General features: G+C 72.0%; 18 protein-coding genes. 9 read left to right on the top strand and 9 right to left on the bottom strand.

Annotated elements, in window-relative coordinates; all coding sequences use genetic code 11:
• The first annotated feature begins 109 nt into the window (after positions 1-109).
• From ACQPXD_RS00920 to ACQPXD_RS00905, 4 genes are read left to right on the top strand one after another with little or no spacing between them, the layout of a single operon-like run.
• On the top strand, positions 110-1,708 hold the full coding sequence (locus ACQPXD_RS00920) for a TIGR02677 family protein (RefSeq protein ID WP_432833828.1): 1,599 nt from the start codon (positions 110-112) through the stop codon (positions 1,706-1,708).
• Positions 1,705-3,045, top strand: a complete 1,341-nt coding sequence (locus ACQPXD_RS00915; RefSeq protein WP_432833826.1) for a DUF2398 family protein — start codon at positions 1,705-1,707, stop codon at positions 3,043-3,045. Before ACQPXD_RS00920 ends, ACQPXD_RS00915 begins: the two co-directional genes overlap by 4 nt.
• A gap of 9 nt (positions 3,046-3,054) precedes the next feature.
• Entirely contained in the window at positions 3,055-7,089 is a 4,035-nt protein-coding gene (locus ACQPXD_RS00910) for a TIGR02680 family protein (RefSeq protein WP_432833824.1), read from the top strand.
• Entirely contained in the window at positions 7,064-8,251 is a 1,188-nt protein-coding gene (locus ACQPXD_RS00905; RefSeq protein ID WP_432833822.1) for a TIGR02679 domain-containing protein, read from the top strand. The genes ACQPXD_RS00910 and ACQPXD_RS00905 overlap by 26 nt, the downstream gene beginning before the upstream one ends.
• 110 nt (positions 8,252-8,361) lie before the next feature.
• Here ACQPXD_RS00905 and ACQPXD_RS00900 read toward each other — a convergent pair whose 3' ends face one another.
• Positions 8,362-8,499 carry a hypothetical protein gene (locus ACQPXD_RS00900; protein ID WP_432833821.1) on the bottom strand — a complete coding sequence of 46 codons (138 nt, stop codon included), beginning with the start codon at positions 8,497-8,499 and terminating at the stop codon, positions 8,362-8,364.
• A 181-nt stretch (positions 8,500-8,680) separates the two neighbouring features.
• Here ACQPXD_RS00900 and ACQPXD_RS00895 point away from each other — a divergent pair, with 181 nt between their 5' ends.
• Together ACQPXD_RS00895 and ACQPXD_RS00890 are read left to right on the top strand one after the other, a co-directional pair.
• Entirely contained in the window at positions 8,681-9,244 is a 564-nt protein-coding gene (locus ACQPXD_RS00895) for a Uma2 family endonuclease (RefSeq protein WP_432833819.1), read from the top strand.
• A gap of 187 nt (positions 9,245-9,431) precedes the next feature.
• Positions 9,432-11,432, top strand: coding sequence for a HelD family protein (locus tag ACQPXD_RS00890; RefSeq protein ID WP_432833817.1), 2,001 nt, complete (start codon positions 9,432-9,434; stop codon positions 11,430-11,432).
• On the opposite strand, the gene ACQPXD_RS00885 is transcribed toward ACQPXD_RS00890, so the two are convergent.
• On the bottom strand, positions 11,398-12,165 hold the full coding sequence (locus tag ACQPXD_RS00885) for a VOC family protein (protein WP_432833816.1): 768 nt from the start codon (positions 12,163-12,165) through the stop codon (positions 11,398-11,400). The genes ACQPXD_RS00890 and ACQPXD_RS00885 overlap by 35 nt on opposite strands.
• Before the next feature lie 69 nt (positions 12,166-12,234).
• Positions 12,235-13,110, bottom strand: coding sequence for a hypothetical protein (locus ACQPXD_RS00880; RefSeq protein ID WP_432833815.1), 876 nt, complete (start codon positions 13,108-13,110; stop codon positions 12,235-12,237).
• Between the two features lie 74 nt (positions 13,111-13,184).
• On the opposite strand from ACQPXD_RS00880, the gene ACQPXD_RS00875 reads away from it, so the two are divergent.
• Together ACQPXD_RS00875 and ACQPXD_RS00870 are read left to right on the top strand one after the other, a co-directional pair.
• The gene (locus tag ACQPXD_RS00875) at positions 13,185-14,033 is read left to right on the top strand and encodes a menaquinone biosynthetic enzyme MqnA/MqnD family protein (RefSeq protein WP_432833813.1); all 849 of its coding nucleotides are present in this window, start codon (positions 13,185-13,187) and stop codon (positions 14,031-14,033) included.
• Positions 14,034-14,104: 71 nt separating this feature from the next.
• Positions 14,105-14,857, top strand: a complete 753-nt coding sequence (locus ACQPXD_RS00870; protein ID WP_432833811.1) for a VOC family protein — start codon at positions 14,105-14,107, stop codon at positions 14,855-14,857.
• Positions 14,858-15,017: 160 nt separating this feature from the next.
• Here ACQPXD_RS00870 and ACQPXD_RS00865 read toward each other — a convergent pair whose 3' ends face one another.
• The 6 genes from ACQPXD_RS00865 to ACQPXD_RS00840 all read right to left on the bottom strand — a co-directional run bounded on the left by ACQPXD_RS00865 (position 15,018) and on the right by ACQPXD_RS00840 (position 23,362).
• Positions 15,018-16,295 (bottom strand): M14 family metallopeptidase, encoded by a 1,278-nt coding sequence (locus ACQPXD_RS00865; protein WP_432833809.1) that lies wholly within the window; start codon positions 16,293-16,295, stop codon positions 15,018-15,020.
• Positions 16,296-16,344: 49 nt separating this feature from the next.
• Positions 16,345-16,614, bottom strand: coding sequence for a DUF4229 domain-containing protein (locus ACQPXD_RS00860; RefSeq protein WP_432833807.1), 270 nt, complete (start codon positions 16,612-16,614; stop codon positions 16,345-16,347).
• Between the two features lie 57 nt (positions 16,615-16,671).
• Positions 16,672-20,478 (bottom strand): P-loop NTPase fold protein, encoded by a 3,807-nt coding sequence (locus ACQPXD_RS00855; RefSeq protein ID WP_432833805.1) that lies wholly within the window; start codon positions 20,476-20,478, stop codon positions 16,672-16,674.
• 42 nt (positions 20,479-20,520) lie between these two features.
• Positions 20,521-21,420, bottom strand: a complete 900-nt coding sequence (locus tag ACQPXD_RS00850) for a 50S ribosomal protein L11 methyltransferase (RefSeq protein WP_432833803.1) — start codon at positions 21,418-21,420, stop codon at positions 20,521-20,523.
• A gap of 91 nt (positions 21,421-21,511) precedes the next feature.
• A complete protein-coding gene (locus tag ACQPXD_RS00845) occupies positions 21,512-22,270 on the bottom strand; it encodes an SCO2525 family SAM-dependent methyltransferase (RefSeq protein WP_432833801.1) in 759 nt (252 codons plus the stop codon).
• A 237-nt stretch (positions 22,271-22,507) separates the two neighbouring features.
• On the bottom strand, positions 22,508-23,362 hold the full coding sequence (locus tag ACQPXD_RS00840; RefSeq protein WP_432833799.1) for a methyltransferase domain-containing protein: 855 nt from the start codon (positions 23,360-23,362) through the stop codon (positions 22,508-22,510).
• Positions 23,363-23,721: 359 nt separating this feature from the next.
• Here ACQPXD_RS00840 and ACQPXD_RS00835 point away from each other — a divergent pair, with 359 nt between their 5' ends.
• The gene (locus tag ACQPXD_RS00835) at positions 23,722-25,551 is read left to right on the top strand and encodes an SCO2524 family protein (protein ID WP_432833797.1); all 1,830 of its coding nucleotides are present in this window, start codon (positions 23,722-23,724) and stop codon (positions 25,549-25,551) included.

Raw genomic sequence — 25,551 nt, 5'->3', positions numbered from 1 at the left:
CCCCGGCTTTCGTTGTGACATGCATGAGGCAGCCAACCTTTCGGGTTGTCGGACTGGTCTCTCACGAGCGTCTCGACTAGGTTTGGTCGGTCGATTCGAGGGGGTCCCGATGGCGCAGCCGAACCCGCCGTCGTTCGGACTGGACGACTTCGGTCTGGACGACCGGATGCGGCTCTTCAGCTACGTCACGGCTGACAACCGGACGGCTTACCTGTGGGTCCTGCGGTCCCTCGACGCCGCCCGCTCCAGCTACCAGGTGGTCCTGCACACATCCGAGGTGGCGTCCGCGATGGCGGGGCTGGCGGCAACCTACCCCGAGTGTCCGGAACCCGCCGGGCTGGAGCTGCCGCGACTCCTCGACGCGCTGGTCGACTGGGGTGTGCTGGACCGAGGGCAGGACGGCGCCCGCGCGGCGACGCTGGCGGAGTATCGCAACCGTCACTCGGTGTATCAGTTCACCGAGGCCGGTTACCGCGCGCACCGCGCGGTCGAGTCGGTGCTCGCCGCCGGTGTCGGCGACAGTGCCCTGTCCCGGCTGGTCTTCGCCGACCTGCTCGCCGACCTCAAGGCGCTGGCCGTGGCGAACGCCGATCGCGACGCGGAAGAGGTGTATCGCAAGCTCAGCCGGCTGGACCGCGCGCTCGCCGACATCGCCGAACGCGCCGCCCGCTTCTACCACATGCTGGGTGACCTCAGTCGCACGCCGGACGTACGCCCCGAGGCGTTCCTCGCGCACAAGGACGCGCTGCTGACGCACTTGCGCGATTTCCACGACGAGCTTCAGCGCTACACGCCACGGCTGCGCGAGGCGGTCCTCGAGGTGGAGGCCACCGGGCTGGACCGCATGGTGGAGGCGGCCGCAGAGGCGGACGAGCGGCTGTTCGCCACCCCGGCCGAGCGGCTGGACGACTGGCGTCGCCGCTGGGCCGGTCTTCGCTCGTGGCTCGCGCCCCAGGGCGACGGCGTGCTCAGCGAGGCGGACCGGCTCGCTGGTGCGACGATAGCGGCGATCGGTGACGTGCTGGCCTTGCTTCGGCGAGTCACGGAAGCGCGCCGCGGTGGGGTCAGCCGCGAGTCGCAGCTGCGTCACCTCGCCGCGTGGTTCGCCCGCGTCGGCTCCGTCGACGTCGCGCACGCCCTGTTCGACGTGGTCTTCGGTCTTGGCGCACCCCGCCACGTCGGCGTCGCCCATGCCGATCCGGACCTCATACCGACCCGCGTGTCGTGGTGGGAGGCGCCGCCGGTCGAGCTGTCCCGCACGCTCGTGCAGTTCGGCCGGGCCCCCGGACAGGGCAACGGCCGACCGGCCAGGCTCGAGCGGTCGCACGGGCAGCGCGACCGGCTGAGGGAACGCCAGCTCGCCGAGGAACGCCGCAGCGTGGCGGCCGCGGCGCGGCTCGTGGAGCAGCATGCCGGCGAGGACCTTGCCGCCGATGTACCGCCGCTCGACGAACCGCAGACGGCGGTGTTGCGCCGGCTGCTGGATGTGGCGCTGGCGGCCCGGGTGGCCGGACGCTCCGACGCACCGCTGGCCGCGGCGGCCTACGGGGTGCGGCTCACGCTGACGCCGGCCCCGGGCCGCTTCACCACCGTGGTGACGACCACGGGGCGGCTGCATCTGGACGGATACGCGCTGAGCGTGTCGCCCGCGGAGCACACGGTCGCGAAGCGGGCTGAACCGGCGGCCGAGCTGGCGAGCGTGTCGTGAGGTTCGCGGCGGAGGTTTCCGAACTGGACCTGGCCGATTATCAGCGAGCGGTACGGCTTGTCCTGCGCCACCCGCTGATCACCGCGGCGTATCCGGACGAGCGGGCGCTCATCCGGGTCCGGCGGTTCGCCGCGGAGTTGCGTCGCGACCTCGCGGAGGCATTCGGGTACCGGCTGGAGCTGCACGGGTCGAGCGCCCGGCTGGTGCGGACCGCCGACCAGCTCACCCCTGACCGGCCGGCCACCACTCACAACGGCCGCCCGTTCGACCGGCAGCGCTACGCGTACCTCGCGCTGTGCCTGGCGGCATTGGGCCGGGCCGGCATCCAGACCACGGTGAGCGAGCTCGCCGACGCCGTGTCCGCCGATGCGAACCGGATCGGCGGCCTCGGGCTCGACCCGGACTCGGGCGCCGACCGGCGCGCATTCGTCGACGCGGTCGCTTGGCTGGAGGAGCGCGGGGTGCTCCGGCTGGCCGACGGGTCGAGTGCGTCGTGGGCCAGCGACCCCACGGCCGGCGAGGCGCTCTACGACATCGCCCGCGACGCGCTGGTGGCCCTGTTCCACCCGCCGCGGGTGCTGCAGCACGTCGATACCGTGACCGCACTGCTGGAACGCTCGGCGAGCACGAGCGGCAACGCCGAGCGGCGGGCGGCGGCGCAGGCCGCGCGTCGAGCCGTTGTCGAGTCGCCGATCGTGTACTTCAGCGACATCGACCCTGCGGTCGCGAACCATCTGCGCGGCACCGTGCTGCCCACCGACCTGCACCGGCTGACCGGCCTGCGGGTCGAGCGGCGCGCGGAGGGCGTGCTGCTCGTCGACACGCTCGGGTTCTCCGTGGAACGGTTCCCGGGCACCGGTTCCGTGGCACAGGCCGCGGTGCTGCTCGCGGTGGACCTGGCCGAGCGGGCGCTGGATCCGGACGGTCGCCGGGCCAGGCGGATGCCGGCGCCGGATCCTCGCGAGCGGCAGGCCGCGCTCGTGGCCGCCGCGGACGCCGGACTGCCGGCGGCGGCCCCGAGCTTTGTCAGCGATCTTGAGTACACCGGCGACCCGGAGAATGCGGGCGGCACCGACGACGCCGAGACCGAGCCCGCACGGCTGCCGTTCGTAACGGACAGTTTCCTGCGCGAAGCCGTCGCGGCGATCCTGCAGCGGTACGGCTCGGCCTTCGGGGCCGCCTGGCACGCCGACCCGGACCGTCTCCGCGTCGAAGCGGTCGAGCTGCTGACCAGGTTCGGCGCGCTGACGCCGATGCCGGGCGGGGTGCTGGTCAGGCCGCTGATCGGCAGATACCGCGGGACGGTCGCCCGGGTGCGCCAACGGACCCTTTTCTAGGAAGACTCAATGACCCGATTTACCCCGACCCGCGCCGGGATCATCAACCTTTGGGACTACCGCGACGAGGAGTTCATCTTCGTCGACGGCTGGCTGGTGCTGCGGGGGCCGAACGGGTCCGGCAAGACCAAGGCCCTGGAGGTGCTGTTCCCGTTCGTGCTCGACGGACGGATCGAGCCGCGGCGGCTCAACCCGTTCGCCGGCGAGGACCGCACGATGAAGTCGAACCTGCTGTACCGCGGGCAGGAGACCGCGCACGCGTACGTCTGGATGGAGTTCAGCGACGGGACGTCGTTCGTGACAATCGGCATCGGCCTGCGCGCGCACCGGCACAACGACCGGGTCACCCGGTGGCACTTCGTCGCCGACGGCCGCGTCGGCGTCGACCTTTCTCTGCTGGATGCCGAGGACCGGCCGATCTCTCGCAAGGACCTGATCGAGCAGCTCGGCGTCGACGCGGTCCGCGACTCGACGGAGGAGTACCGCCAGCTGGTCGACGCGAAGCTGTTCGGTCTCGGCGCGGCCCGCTACGAGCAACTGCTGGACCTGGTGCTGACCTTGCGCAAGCCGCAGTTGGCGAAGGACCTCAACCCGGCCGAGCTGTCCCGCACCCTCCAGCGCGGCCTCCGGCCCGTCGAGGACCACCTGCTCACCGAGGCCGCCCGATCGTTCGACGACATGGAGGCGGTGGCCCGCACACTGGAAGGACTGGTCGCGGCGGACGGCGCCACGTCGGCGTTCCTCGGCGTGTATGCCACTTACCTGCGCACCCACGCCCGCGCCGCCGCCGACGCGCTGACCACGCGGCGCGCGGACGCCGAGCGGCGCACCGGAGAACTGGCCCGAGCCGAGGCGGCGGCCGGGGCGGCCGAGGCATCGGTACGGACCGCGCATCAGACGCTCCAGACCGCCGAGACCGAGCCCGGCCGGCTGCGGGCGCATCTCGACCGGCTGAAGAGCTCCGCCGCGTACCGGTCACACGAACAGCTCGCCGACCTTGAACGGCACGTTCACGACCTCGCCGGCAACGCCCGTGACGCCGGAACGGCCGTGCACGTCGAGGAGGACACCGAGCAGCGCCGACGGGGCGATCGGGAACGGGCGGCTGTCGCCGCCCGTGACAGTCAGGCGCTGGTGAGCCGGCTGGCTGACGAGGTCGCCGCCGACGCCTACCTCGCCGGCATCGACTGGGGCGAGGGTGCCGCCGACGTCGACGGGCTGCCGGCCCGGCTCGCCGCCCGGTCGACCGCCCGCCGGGACGATCTGCGCACCGTGCGCGAGCACGTGGCCCGGCTCGCCCAGGCCGACCGCGACCATGAGCGCACCGCCGAAGCCGACCGCGCCGCACGGGCCGCGTTGGACGACGCCACGCTTGCCGAGTCGCAGGCGGCCACCGCCGTGGAGGCGGAACACACCGCGCTGGCCGACGGCCTGCGTACCTGGGCCGCTCAATGGACGTCGCTGCTCACGCAGCTGACCGTGCCGGACGTGGCGGACGCGCTCATCGACGCCATCGACCAGGCGCCGCTCAAAGATGTTTACGCCGAGGCCGTGGCCGCGCCGCTCGCCACCCGCCGGGACACTCTGGCCGCGCTGGCCGTGGAGCGCGCCGCGGTCGAGTCCGAGCACGACGACGTCACCACCGAGCGCGAGCGGATCGCCGCCGAGCACGACGACGCCCCGCCGCCATCCACGACCCGCCCGGCGCACCGCAACGGCCGTCCCGGCGCGCCGCTGTGGCGCCTGGTCCGCTTCACCGATCACGTACCGGAGGCCGAAGCAGCCGGCATCGAGGCGGCGCTGCACGCCGCGGGACTTCTCGACGCCTGGCTGTATCCGTCCGCCGAAGCTACCGCCGACGCCCTCAGCACCGGCGTCGAGGACGCCTACCTCAGCGCCGGCCCGCCGGTCGACGGCCCCAACCTGGCCGACGTGCTCGTCGCGGAGACCCAGGAGTTCGTTACCGCGGCACGGATCGACGCGGTACTGGCATCGATCGCGCTCGGCGACCTGTCCACCCGTTCGGGCGTCGACACCGCCGGTCGGTGGGCGCAGGCGCACGGCACCGGCCGGCTGAGCAAGGACCGGTGCGAGTACATCGGGGCCACCGCACGTGCCGCGCGGCGCGCCGCGCGGCTCGCGGACTGCGACCGTCGGCTGCACGTCCTCGAATCCGACCTGATCCGGCTCGACGGTGCGCGCGCCGAGCTGCTCGACGTCATCGACCAGGCGGACCGCGCCGGCAAGGCGCTGCCGACCCTCGACCGGCTGCGGGCGGCCCGGCGCGACCACGACCGGACGGCCGCCGCGCTCGCGGTCCGCCGGGAAGCGGCCGTCGAGGCGGCCGGGCGTCTCGATGCCGCGATCGCGGTGCGGGCCTCGGCCGGAATGGCACTGCAGCGAACCGTCGCCGAGCGTTCCCTGCCCGTCGCGCAGCTCGAAGCCGTCGCCGAGGCGGTCACCCGGTTCGAACGGGCCGGGCTGCGCCTCGAGGCCGCATACCAGGCCGCGGCCACCGCCGCCGACCGGTCCGCCGAGGCCGGCGACCGGCACGAGGAAGCGGTCGAACGACTCGCGGCCGCGCGGGCCGCGGCCACCACCGCCACCCGCCGGCACACGGAGAAGGACGAGGAGTTGCGCACCCTGCGCGACGCCATCGGTGCGGAGGCACAGCAGATCCTGGCCGACGTCGCCAAGGCGGGCGAGGACATCGCCGCTGCGGAGGCCGCCCTGGTCGTGGCCCGCGACGCGTACACGGAGGCGGTCGAGCAGCGCTCTGCCGTGCAGGCCAGGGTTGAGCTCGGGCGGCAGGCCGTCGCCACCGCGCTGCGCGAGGCGCGCCAGGACGCGCTGCGGCTGCGACCGTATGCCCGGCCCGACCTCTTGGGGCTGATCCGCTGCCCGACGCACCTGCAGTGGCCCGCCGTCGACACCACGGCGGACGAGCTCGACCCGGCAGTCGTCGCCCTGCACGAGGCGGTGCTCACCGCCACCCGGGAGCTGACCCCGACCGAGACCTCGCTGAAGCAGAGCGCCACGCGCCTCACCACGGCACTCGGCGAGTTGCAGGCACAGCTACCGGCGGCCGGCCTCGACCATCGGCCGGAGTGGGACACCGACGACGGCGTGATCGTCGTGCGGGTCGCCGACGAGCAGGGACTGACGCCGGTCGCCCGGTTCGCGCAGCGCATCGCGGCGGACCGCCGCGACCAGGAACAGCTGCTCACCGACGCCGAGCAGCGGGTATTCGAAGACGCGCTCCTGGGCCAGCTCGCGGGGCAGATCCACCGGCGAACGATCGAGGCGCGCGACCTGGTCGCCGCCATGGACGCGCAGATGCGGGCCCGGCGCATGTCCTCCGGGCTCACGGTCGGCGTCGGCTGGCGGCTCTCCGACGACCTCGACGTCGAGCAGCGCGAGATCTGCAAGCTGCTGGAACGGGACCCGGCACGGCTCGGACCGGCGCAGCTGACCTCGATGCGGCGTCACTTCGCCGGCCGGATCAAGACCGCCCGATCCACCGCCCCGGAGAAGTCCTACCGGGAGCTGCTGGCCGAGGTGCTCGACTACCGGCAGTGGCGGGAGTTCGCGTTCACCCTGCACCGGCCCGGCGGTACCACCGAACCGCTGACCCGCGCCCGGCACAGCCAGCTCTCCGGCGGCGAGCAGTCCGTGTCGCTGCACCTGCCGCTGTTCGCCGCCGCGAACGCCCTTTTCGGCTCGGCCCGACCCGACGCGCCCCGCCTGCTCGGCCTCGACGAGGCGTTCGCCGGCGTCGACGACAACGGCCGCGGCGAGCTGATGTCGCTGGCCAAGCAGTTCGATCTGGACCTGTTCATGACCGGGTACGACCTGTGGGCCACCCATCCGGGGGTGACCGGCGCCGCGCACTACGACCTGTCCCACTCCGCGGTCGACCACACGGTCTCCGCCGTGCTGCTGGTCTGGGACGGCGCGATGAACATCGCCGACTTCGACGGCACGCTGGCGCGGGCGTTGGGCTCGCCGGAGACCCGACATGCACCCGCACTCGCCAACGACTGACCCGGCGACCGACCCGGGCTGGCGGCGGCTCCTCGGCGCGGCCCGCCGCAGCCTGGAACGGACCGGCGGCAGCCTCGACGGCAGCGTGTCGATCACCACGCCGAGCGACGACGAACGGCTGGTCGTCATCGGCATCACCGGGGTGTACCGCCCGATCGGCGTATCCCGCCTCACCGTGCGCCTGGACGACGTGGACGCGCACCTGCGGGCCACCCACGGCGCCGGCCTCGCCACGGTCCTCGGCCCGCTGCGCGACCGGCCCGGCGAGCGCCGACGTGCGGCTGTCGAACGTGACGCGCTGCTGACGCGGGCGGCCGGCAGCCGCCACGCCGGGTCACCGTGGTACCAGGACTGGATCGACGGGATGAGCCGCGACGGCACCCTGACCCGGATCGCCCGCGGCGGCATCGACTTCCAGGCGGTCGTCACCGTCCTCGACGCCCTTCCCGCCGCCGAGGAGCCGATGCCGGCGTTCGCCGAGCGGCTGCTCGGCGACACCAAGGCGCTCGCCGACGGCCCCTTGCGCGGCCTGACGCTGCGCGCCCTCGCGGCCTGGCACGAGGTGCCCGTGCCGGCCGGCGCCGAGGAGGAGCGCGCACTGTGGGATCTGGTCGGCGTCGTGCCCGACGACCTCGCCAGCCAGGTCCTGGTGCTGAACGTCCCGGCCACCGGCGGCCTGCTCGGCTCGTGGCTGACCGACGCGGCCGCCGCCCAGGTCCCCGTGCGCGTGACCCTGCACCAACTGCGGCTCGCTCCGATCACGTTGACGTGCCCGGAGGTCTTCGTCTGCGAGAATCCGGCGGTACTGCGGGCGGCCGTCGCCGCGACGTCACGCCCCCTGATCTGCACCGAAGGCGTGCCGTCAACGGCCGTTCACGCACTGCTGCGGGCCGGCGGCCCGGACACGGTGATCCGGTGGCGCAACGACCTCGACTGGACGGGCGTCCGCCTTACCGGTACCGCACTCGCCCGCTACCCGAACGCCGTGCCGTGGCGCATGGACACCGCCACCTACGCGGCCCACGCGGCGGGCGGCGTCCCGCTGATCGGCAGTCCGGCCGCCTCGCCGTGGGACCCGGCACTCGCAGACACGATGATCGCCACCGGTCGCGCCGTCATGGAGGAGCGCATCCTCCCACTGCTGCTGCGCGACCTGTCCTGACCAGCGCCCGATACCACCGGTTCCACTGACCCGACTTGTCACCCGGCGATGAGCAGGATCGCGGATCGCCATGACACAGCCACGACGTTGCGGTCAACGCGATCACATCGTTAGTGTCGGGCCATCTCGTCGAAGGTGTGGTCGAAGACATTGAGGCCGAGGCCGGCGGCACCCGAGGCGGCGGCTTTGAGCGTGTCGACGTTCTCGATTCTGGTCGAGTCCGACCTGCTCTCCGCGAGCCGACGCAAGCCCCGTCCGGAGCCGGGCCACCGGTCGGGACCGAGCCGATTCGGTGCCGACCGGCGACTCAGCCGACAAGCGCGGCCGGCAGCGGTTCACGGTCCGACCAGGCCCGTCGCGCCCGGGCATCGTCGCCGGAACCGTCCGCATGGCAGACTTTGTTTTGGCACCAGCCAGGAGGTGAGTCGTATGAGCGTGGCCGTGCTCGAGCACGTCGGGCCCTGGAGCGAGGACGAATACCTCGCGCTCGGTGAGACGCCGAATCGGGTCGAGCTGATCGACGGAGGTTTGTGGGTGAGCCCGGCGCCAAGCCTTCCTCATCAGGACATCTCTTTTCTGCTGATGGCGGTGATCCGTCCGGCGGCCCGGGCGGCAGGACTCAGGGCATACGAAGCGGCCAACGTCCGCTTGGGCAGCAGCCGGATCGTCATACCGGACCTGGTGGTGGCCAGCCCTGACCCGAAGAGCGGGATTATTGATGCCGCGGAGGTCGTTCTGATCGGCGAGATCGTCTCACCCAGCAATGCGTCGACCGACCGGGTGCAGAAAATGCACTTCTATGCTGTGGCAAGAATCGGCTGGTATCTGCTGGTGGAGCCAGACCTGGCCGACTTCGAATCGGTGACGTTACGGCTGTTCCGCCTTGAGGGTGATCACTACGTGCCGCATGCGGTCGCGGCCGGAGGCCAGACACTGACGTTCGACGGGCCTTTCAGCTTTCAGATCGATCCGAACACGTTGCTGGACTGGTAGCCGACGATCATCGTGGCGGAGCGGGACCCTGACGACCGGGAAATTCGGTGGAAGTGCCTGGGGTGTGGCGTAACATGGTTGGCCGCTTGACGGCCGCGGTGAGGTAGGCACCGCAGCGGACGTCCCCACGCGCCAGGAATCGCAGCCTGGATACGCGAGCGAGCCGACGCCCTCGAAGAGGATCACCGTGCCCGCAACCGAAGAAAGCCTTACAGCCGAGCTCGCCGCCGAGCGGGCTCACCTCGACGCCTCGCGGCAGGCGCTGCGGCGCATGCGCGAGCATGCCGAGGACCTCTACAGCACCGGCGACCAGGTCGCCGGAGACCCGTTCGCCGCCGAAACGCTCGGCCGGGCGCTCGCCCGGCGCATCGCCGACCTCGCCGACAACCCCGACACACCGCTGTTCTTCGGCCGGCTCGACCTCGACGAGCACCGCTACCACATCGGGCGCCGCCACGTCACCGACGCCGCCGGCGAGCCCATGGTGCTCGACTGGCGGGCGCCGCTGTCCCGCCGGTTCTACCAGGCCAGCGCCCGCGACCCGCAGGACGTCGACACCCGCCGCCGCTTCGGGTTCGTCAAGGGCGACCTCACCAGCTTCGAGGACGAGCACCTCGGCCGCGGCGAGGAGCAGGCCACCAGCCAGATCCTGCTCGACGAGATCGAGCGGCCCCGCGTGGGGCCGATGCGCGACATCGTCGCCACCATCCAGCCCGAGCAGGACGTCCTGGTCCGCGCCGACCTGGAGACCTCGATCTGCGTGCAGGGCGCGCCGGGGACCGGCAAGACCGCGGTCGGGCTGCACCGCGCCGCATATCTGCTGTACCTGCACCGCGAGCGGCTGCGCCGGGCCGGGGTGCTCATCGTGGGGCCCAACCAGGCGTTCCTCGGCTACATCGCGGCGGTGCTGCCGGCCCTGGGCGAGCTGGAGGTGCGGCAGTCCACGATCGAGGACCTGATCGCCCGGGTGCCGGTCCGCGCGGTCGACCCGGTCGAGGCGCAGGTGGTCAAGCACGACCCGCGGATGGCGCAGGTCCTGCACCGGGCGCTGTGGGCGCGGCTGGCCCGGCCCGAGGAGCCGCTGCAGGTGTCCGACGGCGCGTACCGCTGGCGGGTCAGCGTCGAGGCGCTGCGCCGGGTGATCGACGACGTGCGGCGGGAGGACCCGCCCTACGCGCTGGGCCGGGAGCGGGCCCGGGCGCGGATCGTGTCGCTGCTGCAGCGGCAGGCCGAGGCCAAGTCGGGGGAGTCGCCGCCGGAGAGCTGGGCCCGCCGGATGGGCAAGGCCCGGTCCGTGGTCGAGGTGCTCGACGCGGCCTGGCCGGCGGTGACCCCGGAGGGGCTGGTCTTCGACCTGCTGCGCGACCCCGAGACGCTGGCCCAGGCCGCGGAGGGCATCCTGACCGCCGAGGAGCGGGCCGCGATCGTCTGGGCGAAGCCCGCCCGTACCGCGCGCGCCGTCAAATGGTCGGCGGCCGACCTCGTGCTCGTCGACGAGGCGGCCGGGCTGCTGGAGCGCCAGGCCAGCGTCGGGCACATCGTGCTCGACGAGGCGCAGGATCTCTCGCCGATGCAGTGCCGGGCCGTCGCCCGGCGCAGCACGCACGGGTCGATCACGCTGCTCGGCGACCTCGCCCAGGGCACCGCCCCGTGGGCCGCGACCGACTGGCGCGAGTCGCTCGCGCACCTCGGCAAGCCCGAGGCGGGGGTGGTACCGCTCAGCGTCGGCTTCCGCGTGCCCGACGCCGTCGTCAAGCTCGCCAACAGGCTGCTGCCCGCGCTCGCCGTCGACGTGCCGCCGGCCGTCTCGCTGCGCCGCGACGGCGAGTTGACCGTCCTCGCCGTCGACGATCTCGCCGCGGCCGTGGTCGCCGAGGTCGGCAGCGCGCTGACGTACCCGGGATCGGTCGGCGTGATCGCCGCGGACCACCAGGTGGACCAGATGAGAGCCGCGCTGGCCGAACAGATCGACGACCGGCTCAGTCTGGTGCCGGCGAGCATCGCGAAGGGTCTGGAGTACGACCACGTCATCGTGATCGAACCGGCGCAGATCGTGTCCGCCGAGCCGCGCGGCCTGCACCGGCTCTACGTGGTGCTCACCCGCGCCGTGTCCCGGCTCAGCGTCCTGCACACCGAGCCGCTGCCGGCGCAGCTCACGGAAGTCGCAGCTCCGGCAGCATCTCGATGACCAGGAACGCGCCGCCGGTCGGGTCCATGATGTGGGCGGCGAAGCCGATGCCGGCGTCCACCGGGCCCGCCAGGACGCGGCCGCCCAGCTCGCCCGCGCGGGCGATGGTGCCGGCGCAGTCGTCGATCGACAGGATCGTGCGCCAGTGCTGCGGGGTGCCGGCCGGGTAGGCCGCGTCCATCTCGCTGATGCCGCCGACCACGCGGTTGGTGGAGAGCCATTCGTGGTAGTCGTGGATCGCGTCGGACGTGCCGGCCTGCTCGGTCCAGCCGAAGACCTTGCCGTAGAAGGCCACCGTGGCGCCCAGGTCGCGGGTGACGACCTCGCTCCAGCAGATCGCGCCCGGCTCGTCGACGACCTGGGCGCCGGCGAACCGGCCGCGCTGCCAGGCCCCGAAGGGCGCACCGGCGTCGTCGGCGAACAGGGCGGCGCGGCCGCGGTCGCCGGCGTCGGCCGGGGGCGCCAGCACGGCGCCGCCGGCCGCGGTGACCAGTTCGGCGGTCGCCTCGACGGCGTCGGTGGCGACGTAGGTCAGCCAGGCCGCTCGGCCGGCCGGAGCCGGCGCCAGGCCGGCGACGACCAGGTCACGCAGCAGGAAGGCGGTGCCGCCGCCGTCGGTCGGGGTGGTCGTCCAGCCGAGCAGGCCGCAGTAGAAGTCCGCCGCGGCGGCCGGATCGCCGCTGCTCAGGACCGACCAGCACGGTGTCGCGGGAGCGTAGCCTCGTACTCGCACCCGTTCGTCCTCTCTGCGCAGGTGGGCACACACTACGCAGAAATTTGGACGGCTTGATCGTCCGAAAGGTCAGTGCCGGGTCAGTAGCTGCTTCGTAACTTCGCGACAGGTCTTGGTGCCGTAGTCCTTGCCCAGCGAGCTGGGGTAGTGCGCCATGATCCCCAGGCTCCAGCCGTCGCCCACGGCCATGCAGGCGATGTGCCACTGCCCGTCGTCGCGGGCCAGCCAGCCGTTCTTGATCGCGGTGGTCTTCTGCACGTCCGCCGGGAGCACCTCGATCGGGCCGAAGCGGCCCGGGCCGCGCACGTTGCGCATCTCGTTGAGCAGCCAGGCGGTCCACTTCGGGCCGGCCGCGCGGCCGTCGCCGATGCACTTGGCCAGCCGGGCCACGTCGCGGGCGGACATCTGGGTCAGGCTCCACGAGTTCTGGGTGCCCTTAGTCTCGGTGAGGCCGCAGAGCGAGATCATCCGCTTGATCGAGGTGAGGTTGCCGTTCTGGACGTGGTACTTGAACGTGTTCTCCGTCTCGGAGTCGCGGATCATGCGGCTGAGCTCGGCGAGCGCGGTGCTGCCGGGCTGCTTGTTCTGCTCGCCCTGGCGGCGCAGCCAGTCGGCGGCCACCCACGCCTTGGCCATCGACGCGGTGTCACTGGTCGTGTACGGCGTCGACCCGTACATCGTGTCGGTCTTGTGGTCGTAGTAGGCCCACGACCAGTACCCCTTCACATTCATCGTCACCGGCTGGGTCGGGGTGAACAGCGGTCCGCTGAACGCGGGTGACGGCGCCACGCTCGGGCTCGCCGCGGGGCCCTCGGCCTCGGCGGCCGGCGAGTCGCTCACGGTCGACGCCGCGGGCACGTGGCCCTTGGTGGCGCCGGGCCCGCACCCGGCGAGCAGCAGGGTCGCCGCGAGAGCAGCGCCGAGCACAGCGAGGGGGCGTCGCATCCCACGAGGGTACCGGCTGTGACAATCGCCGCCCCGCCCGCGTGACCGGGCGCGGCTGGGGCAACATGGGCGTTGTGTCTGCACTGCAACGGCCCCGCGTCGGCCATATCCAGTTCCTGAACTGCCTGCCGATCTACTGGGGCCTGATGCGGTCCGGCGCGCTGATCGACGTCGACCTGTTCAAGGACTCGCCGGAGCGGCTCAACGCCGCCCTGGTGGCCGGTGACCTCGACATCGGGCCGATCTCGCTGGTGGAGTACCTCCGAAACGCCAACGATCTGCTGCTCCTGCCCGGCCTCGCGGTCGGCAGCGACGGTCCGGTGCTGTCCGTCAATTTGGTTTCGACGGTACCGCTGGAGGCGCTGGACGGCCGCCGCGTAGCGCTCGGCGCCACTTCGCGCACCGGCGTCCTGCTCGCGCAGATGTACCTCGAGTCGCACGTCGGCGTGCGCCCGGAGTACTTCGGCAGCCCGCCCGACCTGGCCCGCATGCTCGACGAGGCGGACGCCGCCGTGATCATCGGTGACGTGGCCCTGCGCGCGATGCACGACGCACCGCAGCACGGCTGGCAGGTCACCGACCTCGGCCAGGCCTGGCGGGAGTGGACCGGCCTGCCCATGGTGTTCGCCGCGTGGGCCGCCCGCCGCGACTTCGCCGAGGCGCACCCGGGCCTGGTCAAGGACGTGCACGAGGGTTTCCTGCGCTCGCGCGAGCTGTGCCTGACCGAGCTCGACGAGGTGGCCGCGGCCGCGGCGCGCTGGGAGACGCTGTCGGCGCAGAGCCTGGCCACCTACTTCCGCGCCCTAGACTTCTCCCTCGGCGAGCGGCAGGTCGCGGGCATGCGCGAGTTCGCCCGCCGGGCCGCCGAGCGGGGCGCCGTGCCCCCGCTGCCGCCGGGCGGGCCCGCCTTCTTCGAAGGGTGATCTTCCGGCGGTTCCCCAATGCTCCGCCGGATGGCACGATCGGCGCAGGCAGAGACGGAGAGGAACGGGCCATGCGAGTGCGGGGGTACGCACCCGGAACACCGTGCTGGGCGGAGCTGTTCAGCCCCGACCCGGCGACCGCCGCCGAGTTCTACGCCGGGCTCTTCGGCTGGGGCCGCAACGACGACGGGCACTTCACGCTGGGCGGCCGGGCCGCCGCCGGCCTGCGCCAGGGCCGCCCCGACGGGCGGGCGGCCTGGCTGGTCTCGATCTCCACCGACGACCCGGCCGGCACCGCGAGCACCGTCGAACGGGCCGGCGGCGCGGTGCGCGTGCCGCCGGCCAGCCTGCGCGACCTCGGCACCGCCGCCACCTTCGCCGACGCCGGCGGTGCGCTCTTCGGCACCTGGCTGCGCAGCCGGTTCGTCGGCGCCCAGGTCTCCTTCGAGCCGGGCGCCATCTGCTGGTACGAGCTGGCCTCGACCGACCTGGACCGCGCCGGCGCCTTCTACAAGGACGTGTTCGGCTGGCACCTGGTCCAGGCCGACAGCGAGGGCGAGCCCTACTTCGAGCTCCACCACAACAACGACACCGTCGGCGGCCTGGTGCCGATCGACGCCCGCTTCCCGGCCGGCACGCCGGACCACTGGACGGTCTGCTTCATGGTCGCCGACTGCGCCGACGCGTGCGAGCGGGCCACCGAGCTCGGCGGCTCGGTGGCCCGTCGCCCACTCCCGGCCTCGGCCGGCTACTACGCGCGCCTGACGGACCCGACCGGCGGCCACTTCGCCGTGATCGAGCTCTCCGACGACTGGCTGCTCTAGCGCCTGTTTCATGGCTGCGGCGGGGCTGCGTCGGGCCCAGGTCTCGCCCAGCGGCGTCCCGCGAAAGCCCGGTTACAACACCGGTAGCCTGGCTTCCGCGGGCCACCACTGGACGAAACCTGGACTCCGCCTCGCACCCACCCCAGCTATGAAACAGGCGCTAGCCGCGATAGCAGTACTGCCGCTGCTTGGCGATGGCGCGGTAGGGGCAGTCGGCGTAGTCGGCGAGCAGCAGCGACGCGTCCTTGTTGCGGGCCGTCTGCGCGGCGATCACGCTCGCCGACGGGTAGAAGCCGCCCTTGCCGGGGGAGTTCGGGTACATCTCGAGGGTGAAGGCCCAGACACCCTGCGTCGCCCAGAGCCAGTCGATGATCGAGCCGTCGGTGATGTACAGGCTGCTGGACTGCTCGGGCGTGTAGCCGTTGCTCTTGGCCATCTGCCCGCCGATCGCGGCGAACGTCTGCTGCTGGTCGGCGCCCAGCCCCGGCGCGGTCGGGCGCATCGTGAACCCGAACGGCCAGAGCACCAGCTCGGAGTACGAATGGAAATCGATGGCGGCCCGGATCTGCTGGACGCCGCCGATGCGCCGGCTCAGCACGAAGTCGCGCAGATGCTGGATCTCCGGCGCGGCGAACGCCTCCGGGCCGCGGTAGGTCTCCGACGACGAGACCGGCGACGAGCCGTCGCAGCAGCCCCACTGGTAGCCCCAGTTGCGGTTGAGGTCGATGCCGCGGAACGCGCCGCCGCTGACCGGCTGCCGGTTCTTGCGCCAGTTGTGGTAGCGGCCGCCGGCGATGTCGTACTCGCCGCCGTCGGGGTTCATGTCCGGCACGATCCAGATCTCCCGCCCGTTGACCAGGCTGGTGATCCGCGGGTCCTTGTTGTACCCCTCGGTGAACAGCCGGACCAGGTAGAGCGCCATCTCCACGGTGATGTGCTCGCGCGCGTGCTGGTGGGCGTCGTAGAGGATCTCGGGCTCGTTCTCGTCCACGGTGACGTTGTCCGAGATCTTGATCAGCGGCATGTCGCGGCCCTCGTACGACTTGCCGAGGCTCAGCTTCCGCATGATCTTCGGGTACGCCTTGGCCGCCTTGTCCAGCTCGGCCATCATCTCGGCGTAGTCGTGGTAGCCGGCGTCGGCGGCCGGGAAGCCCTCGGTCTCCGCGCGGGTGACCCGGTAGCCCAGGCCCGCGATGCGCCGCGCCTCGTCGGGCGTGGCCGTCACGGTGGCCCGCCCGTCCTCGACGGCGTCGATGGCCGCCCCGGTACCGCCGATCCGGTTCCGGTCGGCGCCGGTGGCGACCCCGCCGATGACGTACTGCGCCGATTTTTGCTGATAAATCGGATTTGTCGGACTAGCGCCGGCGTTCGGCACCGCGACCAGCGTCACCACCCCGACGACCGCGAGCGCCAGCAACGGACGGACCCTGCGACCCATCAAGCCCCCTTGGAAGAGCGATCAAGCACCATCCAAGGTTTAAGTGGCTTTAGTCCGCTTTGGTGGCGCTTTCGCCCTCATCATCATCCCCGTTGAGGGCGGCACGCAGCCGTTCGCGCTTTTCCGACCGTCGCTCGGCCATCCCGACGGCCTGCACGGACGCCTCCTCGCGCAGCCCCTTGAGCAGGAAGAAGGCCAGGCCGGCGGAGACCAGGATCGCGATCATCAACTTGAGCGGCACGCTGACGTCGATCGGCGCGACGAGCACGGCGAGCGCAACGAGCCCGAACAGCCCGAGCCGGGCCAGCGTGTACTTCAAAAACGGTGACATGGTCCACCCAGCGTAGCCCCGGCTCTGCCCGGCCCCGCCGGTGGCTCACATGAGCTGCGCCGCGAGCCCGGCCAGCTCCTCCCCGTCGTGCCGGCGCAACAGGTCACGCAGGCCGGCCAGGGCGCCGTTGTGCGCGGCGCCGGACAGCCCGAGCCGCGCCCGGGCCAGCTGCCAGTCCGCGTCGTCGCCGACGGCCGCCGCGAGCAGCTGCAGGCCGCGCCTGCCGTCCACGGTCGCGGTGAGGGCGTGGTGCAGGGCCGGCCACCGGGTCACGATCTCCGCGACGATGATCAGCAGGCGCGAGCGGCGCACGAGATCGGCCGGCTTGAGCGCCGGCGCGGTGGCGTCCATGACCCTGGCGTAGAACTGCCAGACGTTGATCAGCCGCTTGCCCTCCCGGATCGACCGGGCCGGCTGCGCGGCGAGGCGCTCCAGCAGCAGTGCGCGCACGTCCGGGTGCCGTTCGGCGGATCGCCAGGTCCAGGTGTCGACCGGGGCCCGCTGCGCCGGGATGGGCCGCCGGCTCGGTCGGGCCGCGGTCGCCGAGGCGGCCGGCGGGGGCGCCGCGCTCGGCGCCTGCGACGGCGATCCGCCGGTCGCGGCCGCGGCCGGGGAGCGCCGGTCGCCGGCCGGCGGCGCCTGCTCGGGCCCGGTGATCGCGTCGACGAGCCGCCGGACCCCCTCGTCGGGCACCTGGGGCACCGGGACCGGCAGCTGGATGAGCTTGCGCAGGAACGCCCAGCCGGGCGACGGGTCGTCGCCGTGCAGCCCGACGGGGGACGCGGCGAGTGTCCCGTACGTCGCGTCGAGGTGCTTGGCGACGATCGAGCTGTCCAGCCCGACGACGAAGTGCGCGCGCAGGCCGTCCCGGGCCGAGACGTTGGACAGGAAGAGGTTGAGCGCCTCGAAGACCTCCGCGATCGTGCCCGGGCGGCACCGGTCGACGTCGTCGACGAAGACGACCAGGTCGTACCCCTTGGCCGCGAGATCGTCGATGAGCTCCCCGACGTCGTGTTGATGCAGGTACAGCGCGCCCTCCCGGGCGTGGCGCAGCGGGTCGGCGGCGCCCTGGGCGGTGTCGTCCGTCCCGGCGGCCGGCGACTCCCCCTCGGTGACCGGCCCGTCGAGGAAGTCGCTGGGCAGGTAGTCGACGGCCCGGCCGAACCGGCGGCGGTGCAGAGTGTGCACCACACCGGCGAGCATGGTCAGCACGGCGACGCCGAGGGCGAGCAGGATCGGCGAGACGGCGTGGCCGAACAGCCGCACGGGGGTGTCGAGCTCGGCGACCGCGACGACCGCGGGGGCGACCAGCGCGACGATCGTCAGGCGGAAGATCGGCGAGCGGGTCCGGACCTGCAGGGATCGTTTGAGCGCGTAGCGGTCGACCCGGTCGAGGTTGCGGTTGAGCCAGTACCGCTCGCGCTCCGGTTCGGTCGGGAACAGCACCGGTGCGGCGGCCGAGATGATCTCGCGCGTGAGCCCGGCCCAGACCTGCGCCCCCGACTGATAGGCCCATGGATTGAACCAGGCGGTGACGACCCCGCTGGCGGGCCCGGCGGGAGTGCGGGAGCGGTTGGCCCGCTCGAGGCGGTACCGGCGGATCTGGCGGAACGCGGCGTCGACGGTGATGTGCCGCGCCGCCGTGCGCGGCCCCGGGGCCGGCGGCGCGGTCGCGGCGGGCTGGAGCGCCCGCCGGACGAGGTTCATCAGCGTGCTCTTGCCGCTGCCCCACGGGCCTTCGACGCCGATGACGGTCGGGCCCTCGGCGGCGAGGGTCGGCGACCCGCTGCCCCGGTCCGGACGGCGCAGCTGGTCGGCGATCGCGTCGGCCATGATCTGCCGGCCCACGACGTCGACGCTGGTCGGCGCGTCGGACAGGCCCCACAGCTCGGTGGGGCCGATCTCGACGGTGCGGACGGCGTGGCCCCGCTCGGGATCCCACAGCCGCACCGTGCCGTCGTGACCGGCCGATGCCAGGCGGACCCCGAAGGTGGCGTCGTGCCAGCTGGTCAGCGACCACACGCCGGCGACGTGCCCGGCGAGCGGCTCACCGAGCTGGCGGCGCGACTCCAGGTCCCAGATGTGGATCAGGCCGTCCCAGCCGGCGGAGGCGAGCCGGGCCCGGCCGTTCGGCGCGGTCCAGGCGGCGAGGGCGGCGACCTGGCCGAGGTGGCCGGCCAGCGGCGGGCCGAGCGGTTCGCCGGTGTCGGCGTCCCACAGGCAGATGTTGCGGTCGTAGCCGGCCGAGATCAGCACGGTACGCCCGTCGAACCGGTGGATCACCAGGGCCCGGACCCAGTCGGTGTGGCCGGCCAGCGGCGGGCCGGCCGGCTCGCCGGTTTCGGCGTCCCACAACCTGATCAGGCCGTCGTCGCCGCCGCTGGCGATGCGCGGGCCGGCCGGGCCCTCCCAGGTGACGGCGACGAGGACCCAGCCGGCGTGGCTCTGGATGGGCGGGCCGAACTGGGTGTGGGACGCCGGATCCCAGCGCCGGACGGTGCCGTCGATGCCGGTGGTCACCAGCAGCGTGCGGCCGTCGGCGCGGTGCCAGGTGGTGAGGCAGGGAACCCAGCCGGCGTGGCCGGTCAGCGACGGCCCGGTCTGGCGGCGGGAGCCGAGATCCCAGGTGCGGACGGTGCCGTCGTCGCCGGTGGAGGCGAAGTGCCGGATGCCGCCCGCGCTCCAGCTGGCCAGGCCCCAGACGCCGGCGGTGTGGCCGGTCAGGGCCTCGCCGCTGGGCCGGCCGGTGTCGGCGCTCCAGATCTCGATGACGCCGTCGTCGCCGCCGCAGGCGAGCCAGGTGCCGCTCTCGTCGCGCCAGCTCGTCAGGGTCCACATGCCGGCGACGTGGCCGACCAGCGGCGGTGCGGCCGCCGCGCCGGAGAGGGCGTCGCGGCTGTGGATGGCGCCGTCGCCGCCGACGAAGGCCAGCCGCGGGGCGCCCGAGCGGGCCGTCCACAGCGCGACGGTGCCCATCGAGGCGCCGAAGCTGGGTATCGGCGCGCCGAGCGGCTCCCCGGTGCCGGCGTCCCACTGCCGGACGGTGCCGTCCGTTCCCGTGGACACCACGCGGCGCCGGCCGTCGGGCGCGGTCCAGTTCAGCAGCGTGGGTACCCAGTTGGCGTGCCCGGCCATGGTCGTGAGCCGCTGACCGCTGTCCGGATCCCAGACGCAGATGGCGCCGTCGTGACCGGCCGAGGCGATCCGCGATCCGTGGTCGTCGTGCCAGCTGGTCAGCGTCCACAGCCCGCCGGGGTGGCGCATCGGCGGCGCGGCGACGCGGCCGCGTTGGTCGAGGTCCCACACGCCGATGTCGCCGGTGTCGTCGCCGACCGCGAGGCGTAACCCGTCGGGGCCCGGCCACACCGTGACGGCGGCCAGGCGGGCGTCGTGCTCGATCAGCGGGTCACCGATGGGCGAGCCGGTGCGGGGGTCCCACAGCCGCAGCGTGCCGTCGGCGCTGGCCGACGCCAGGCGCGGGCTGCCGTCGGCGTCCGTCCACAGTGCCAGCGACTGTACCCAGCGCTCATGGGCGCAGCGGGCCAGCCGCACGAGCGCGTCGGCGGTGGCGTCCCACACGAGGATCGCGCCGTCCTCGTCGGCCGAGGCGACGATCGTGCCGCCCGGCCAGACGAGGGCCGCCAGGCGCAGCACGGAGGCATTGTGGCCGCCGACCGGCGCACCGAGGGGCCGGCCCTCTTCCGGGTCCCAGAGCCGGACCGTGGCATCGGTGCCGGACGACGCCAGCCTCGGGGTGCCATCCGGCCGGCTCCAGCCCACGAGGGCACCGACGCCGCCCGGCTTCGGATAGAGCCATGGCGGCGACGCGGCGTGCTCGTCGGCGACCGTCACGAGGGCCCCCCTCCGCATAGGCGGCCCTCAGTATCGGATCAACTACGCTGCGACGACCAGATCGTTCAGCCGTTCGGCGTCGCTCGCGGCGGTGATATCGATCGCGCACTGCAGCGGCGACTCGCTCGCCTCGTACCGCAGCCGGATCCGGTACGTGGTGCCGGCCTGCAGTTCCACCGGCTCCGCCAGGTAGATGATCTGCGGGTTCATCAGGAAGTCCGTGGGTTTGTCGGATTCGATGCCCGGCGCGAAAACGATGCTGTAGCTGATCCGCAGGGCGTTGGCCGCACCGCTGCGCAAGGCCCGGACGGTGGCCTCGCCGTCGATGCCCGGGCCGGCCGGAGCGGCGAAGTCCGTCGCGAGATACGACTCGCTGGTGGTCATCGGCTCGTCGCCGGCGAGGTCCTGGAAGCGGGCGTCGAAGTTCATCCGCAGCCCGTAGATCTCGTCCTGCGCGGCGATCAGCCCGACGTCGTTGTTCATCGACGCCGGCACGACCCGGCCGCCCTCGCGCAGGAACCGGCTGAGGTTGCCCAGGATCTGCAGCTGCGGCTCGTAGAAGAACCCGGCGCTGATCACCTCGCTGATGATCACGTCGATCGGCTCCGGCGGCACGTAGGTGACGGCGTCGGCCGGCACGACGATGATCCGGTCGCTGAGCCCGTTGCGGACCGCGTTTTCCTGGATCACCTCGACGAACTCGGGATTGAGCTCGACACAGTAGACACGGGCGGCGCCCGCCTTGGCCGCGAACAGGCCGAGCAGCCCGGTACCGCTACCGGCATCGACGACGACGTCACCGGGCTTGACCGTCTGCTCGATCGCGGCGCGCAGCAGATGCACCCGCTCCTCGTCGTAAAGGCACGCCTGGACTTCGTAGGTGTTGAACGGCTTGTCGGTGGCGGCCTTGAGCTCGGTACCGGTCGATTCAGTGGGGGCCACGGGCGGTCTTCCTGCTTCTCCTAGGGCCAACGTTGGGGTCAAATGCGGGGTCGGGTCCGGTCATGGCCGCCGCGCGTAGCGCGCGGGGTGCTCAGAACCGGCGTCGCCCGCGGACGCCGGTGGCGAGCACCATGCCGTCCCATCCGTCGCGGAATGCCTCACCGCAGGCGATCGGCTCGATCGACAGGTCCTCGACAATGGTCCGCAACACCGCCCGGACTTCGTGTTCGGTGATCGCCACGGCCGGAAACTGCTGATCACCCACGGTGTACCCGGGCGAGTTCCGGATGAAGGCGGCGGCAAACGGCGCGTCGGGTTTCAGCGACCGGATGAACGACAGCAGCGCCCGCTCGAACTCGGCCGGCACGGCGGTGATCGACTCGGCGACGAAGAACATCGTGCCGACGTCCCACTCGGCCTCGGGCAGGTCGAAGATGTTTCCGTGCGTGACGATGCTCTGCTCGAACAGTCGCGCCCGCGGCCGGCGCATCGTCCGATACACCGGACTGGCGCCGGACAGCACGTCCCAATACTGCTCCCACAACCGCAGTTCCGTGGACGGGCGCACCCCGTGCTGCAGCCACCGGACGTTGGCGGCCGAGTATTCCCAGAACGTAATGCTCGAGGTCAGCGGCAGCATCGCCATGGCCGGATAGAGATTGGTGCCGGCACCGACATCCACCCCGCGCAGGCGCCGCCCGTTGACCCTGGAGCCGAAGAAGTCGGCGACCCGGGTGATGACCACCCGATCATCCGGATGCATCGACAAATAGTTATGATGTAGATACCACTCGGAGTCGAAGGTATCCCAGGGGTAGTCGGCATTGGTAGCGCCCGCAACGGCGAGCATCAATGCGTCACGACCCGCAGCTGGCATCCTACCGGCTCCCCACAGGCGACAACGATAGTTGGCATCGCGGGAACGCCGGTCGGCGCGAGCCTGCCGGGCTCTGCGCCAGCGACGGCTCAGTGTACATCGACATCCAACTCACTCGATCATACAACCAGACATTCCCACGTCTCGAACGGGTGCGAAAGCTTGCACTATCGTCGGCTTGCGTCCGACGGTGAGCAGATCGCGCCCCGGTCACGACAATATGATCTTGCAGAACCGTGGATTGCTGCCCGCTTCGTACCGCAACGCCACTACCACACGTTGCCCGACGCGGACGTCAACCGGTTCATCCAAAAAGATGATCTGGGGGTTGAGCAGGAACTCCGTCGGCGTCGCCCCGATCACCCCGGGCGCCAGGCCGATCTCGTAGGAGATCCGCAGCGCGTTGGCCCGCCCGGCCCGACGGCCGGTCGTCACCACCTCCGCAGCTATCTCCACGGAGTTGTGAACGTCGAAGTCCGTGCGGAGGTAACTCACCCGATCGGTCAGAGCGAGGTCGTCGAGCGCTTTCCAGCGGGGCTCCGCGGTAAATGTGAATCCGTACATATCCTCCTGTGCTTCGATCAACTCGACGAAGTTGTCCACGCGCCGCGGGACCATCTTCCCACCGGAGCGCAGGAAACGCCGGACATTGTTCATAATTTGCAGTTGCGGTTCGTAGAAGAAGCCGGCGCTGAGCACCTCCGCCACGATCACGTCCACCCGTTCCGGCAGCTCAACCCGGGCGGCGTCGGCGTGTATGATCGCTATTCGATCGGTCAGATCATTGCGCCGGACGTTCTCCGTCAGGATGTCGACGTATTCCGCGCTCTGTTCCACACAGTAGACCCGCGCCGCACCTTCCCGGGCGGCAATCATGCCGAGTATGCCGGTCCCGCTGCCGCAATCGGCCACCACCGCGCCCGGCCGCACCACGGCCCGCAGCGCCCGGGCGAACAACTCCACGCGCGAGCGGTCGTAGAGGCTCATCTGCACGTCGTAGGAAGTGAACGCTTTCGGCGGACCGGCCGCGCCGGGGGCTCGGGAATCGCCTGCATCGCCGCTCATCGTCCACCCCGCCCGTCGCCGCGCCACGTGCGCACACCGCCGGATCACGATCCCACGCCCGAACCGATCCCACCACCAGCGGGCGTGCGGGCGGCGGGCCTGACCGGCCGGTACGTCTGAGTTCGCGGATGGCGCACAGCCGGACGGTCGCCGCCCGGACCGCCCGCCGGCCGGCGATCATCCGGCCAATTGGAATGGGCCGTTTCGGGCCGCGGGAATACGGTCCCGAAACCGACGCGTTTCGGTGAACCTCGACGATGTTCGGCATACGCTGGAAAGGCTCGTTGATGCGATGACGGTCGAGCCGATATTCTCAGGCGGGCGGGAGAGGCCAAGCACTGAGCAACGGATGGGGGCCCATGAGGATCCAGCCGCGGCGACAGCTCATCGACACCTGGCGGGCCGTTGCCAAGTACTCCTATCCGAAACACAGCTGGGTCTGGGGCGGGCGCTCCGACCGCAATTCCATCAGCGACGCCGAGCAACTGCTGTGCGTGCTCGGCCCGGCGACCAGCGACGACGCCTTCGGCATCGATCAACCCGACCGGACCGCGCCCGACCTCGAGCAGTCGTTACGGCCGCTGGGTGACAGCATCGAGATCCCGCGGACGCTGCTGAAGATCATCCGGGAGTATCTCGGGACCTACTCCGACGACGATGGCATGCCGACGTTCGGTGGTGGCAGCTACTTCACCTCCGCCGAAGGAACGCCGGTCACCGACCAGCGCCGGCTGGACGTGGTCGACTCGTTCGCCATCTCGATCCGGTTGTCGCTGGCGGTCATCGGTTTCGCCCGGGTGTATCGCCGCTCCGTGCAGCGCTCGGACCTGCTCAGCGACATCGAGGACGTGGAGGCCCTGGCCAACCGCCGGCTGACCGCCGCGATGGTCGGCCTGCTGCGCGGCTTCACGATCAACGTCTTCGACGCCGAGCACGAGTTCGGCGAGCTGCTGCTCGACACGATCAATCAGGGCGGCCAGGCGCCGAGCCGGGTGCGCGCCGCGTTCCGGTCCCAGCTGGAGGACATCCGGGCCGGTCTGCGGGACATGACCATCGGCATCTCCACCTCCGACGAGCTGGCCAACCCCAACAAGCTGTTCGAGTGCGGCTGGTCATGGGGCGTCGCCCTGGAGGCGCCGGCGATCACGACCAGCGCGAAGGGCATCCGCCAGCCGGAGGGCTACTCCGAGCGGGCGCCGTATCTGTACTTCACCGTCGTCGCCCTGGACGCGATCGCGCACCTGTTCTCCCGCCGCACCCGCATGCTCACCCTCCTCGACGAGGAGCAGAACCGGCTGGCCCGGGCACTGCAGATCAGGTATGACCTGACGTTGTCGTACTGGTCGCGGCTGGCCCGCTTCGGTAGCGCACGCTGGCCGCTGGAGGACATGCCCTGGACCACGCTCGACGGCGCGCGGTCGGACTACCTGAGCCTGCTGGTCGCCTCGATCGTGGTGCTCGACTTCGCCAACACCACGCCGACCGAGGGCGACACCGTCCGGGTCGGCGAGGTGCTGCGGGAGCTCGCGCAGCGGGCCCGGATCACCCGCCGCCCGACGAACGAGTCCGACCCGGCGATCCAGCTGCACGACCCCGGCTACGCCTTCGAGCTGGAGGGCAGCGAGGGCATCGGCGGCGGTCCCCGGCTGCGCTGGCTGCTCACCGACTTCTCGACCCAGCTGCTGCGCCAGATCCTGCGCGTGGCGCTGCTGTCCAGCACGGTCGAGACCCGCGCGGCGCTCACCGAGCTCGCCGACGACGTGTGGTCGGAGCACCTGCTGCCGCGCCGCACGCGCGGCGTCGGCCTGTGGGACAGCCCCCAGCAGGTGTATCCGTCGCTCACGCCGCCGGACGACCGCCCGTCCTGGTACTACACCGAGCGGGTCGTCGGCTGCGTCATCGCCGCGACCGAGCTGATCCGGGACGCTCCGCTGCCCAGCCCGGAGCTCATCGAGCAGGCCCGGCACCTGCTGGCCGAGGCCGACCACCTCTACGACCGCGAGCTGATGCGGGTCTCGGCCTCCGGCCCGTCGATGCGGGAGGAGCTGCAGGACGTCGACGGTCTGCTGATCCGCGCGCACGAGATGCTGGAGCGGCTGCCCGGCACCGCGAAGTCGCTGGCCGAGCAGGTGCTGGTCAGCCTCGACCGGATCGCCGCCGCCCGCCACGACGGCGCCGAGGTGTTCTGA

The organism is Dactylosporangium sp. CA-092794, assembly GCF_050948465.1.
Taxonomy (GTDB): domain Bacteria; phylum Actinomycetota; class Actinomycetes; order Mycobacteriales; family Micromonosporaceae; genus Dactylosporangium.
This window is presented reverse-complemented; position numbering and strand designations above follow the sequence as displayed.

Coding starts and splice junctions, on each gene's coding strand:
- ACQPXD_RS00920 (WP_432833828.1), top strand. CDS start 110: ATGGCGCAGCCGAACCCGCCGTCGTTCGGACTGGACGACTTCGGTCTG.
- ACQPXD_RS00910 (WP_432833824.1), top strand. CDS start 3,055: ATGACCCGATTTACCCCGACCCGCGCCGGGATCATCAACCTTTGGGAC.
- ACQPXD_RS00905 (WP_432833822.1), top strand. CDS start 7,064: ATGCACCCGCACTCGCCAACGACTGACCCGGCGACCGACCCGGGCTGG.
- ACQPXD_RS00895 (WP_432833819.1), top strand. CDS start 8,681: ATGAGCGTGGCCGTGCTCGAGCACGTCGGGCCCTGGAGCGAGGACGAA.
- ACQPXD_RS00880 (WP_432833815.1), bottom strand. CDS start 13,110: ATGCGACGCCCCCTCGCTGTGCTCGGCGCTGCTCTCGCGGCGACCCTG.
- ACQPXD_RS00870 (WP_432833811.1), top strand. CDS start 14,105: ATGCGAGTGCGGGGGTACGCACCCGGAACACCGTGCTGGGCGGAGCTG.
- ACQPXD_RS00865 (WP_432833809.1), bottom strand. CDS start 16,295: ATGGGTCGCAGGGTCCGTCCGTTGCTGGCGCTCGCGGTCGTCGGGGTG.
- ACQPXD_RS00845 (WP_432833801.1), bottom strand. CDS start 22,270: ATGCTCGCCGTTGCGGGCGCTACCAATGCCGACTACCCCTGGGATACC.
- ACQPXD_RS00840 (WP_432833799.1), bottom strand. CDS start 23,362: ATGAGCGGCGATGCAGGCGATTCCCGAGCCCCCGGCGCGGCCGGTCCG.
- ACQPXD_RS00835 (WP_432833797.1), top strand. CDS start 23,722: ATGAGGATCCAGCCGCGGCGACAGCTCATCGACACCTGGCGGGCCGTT.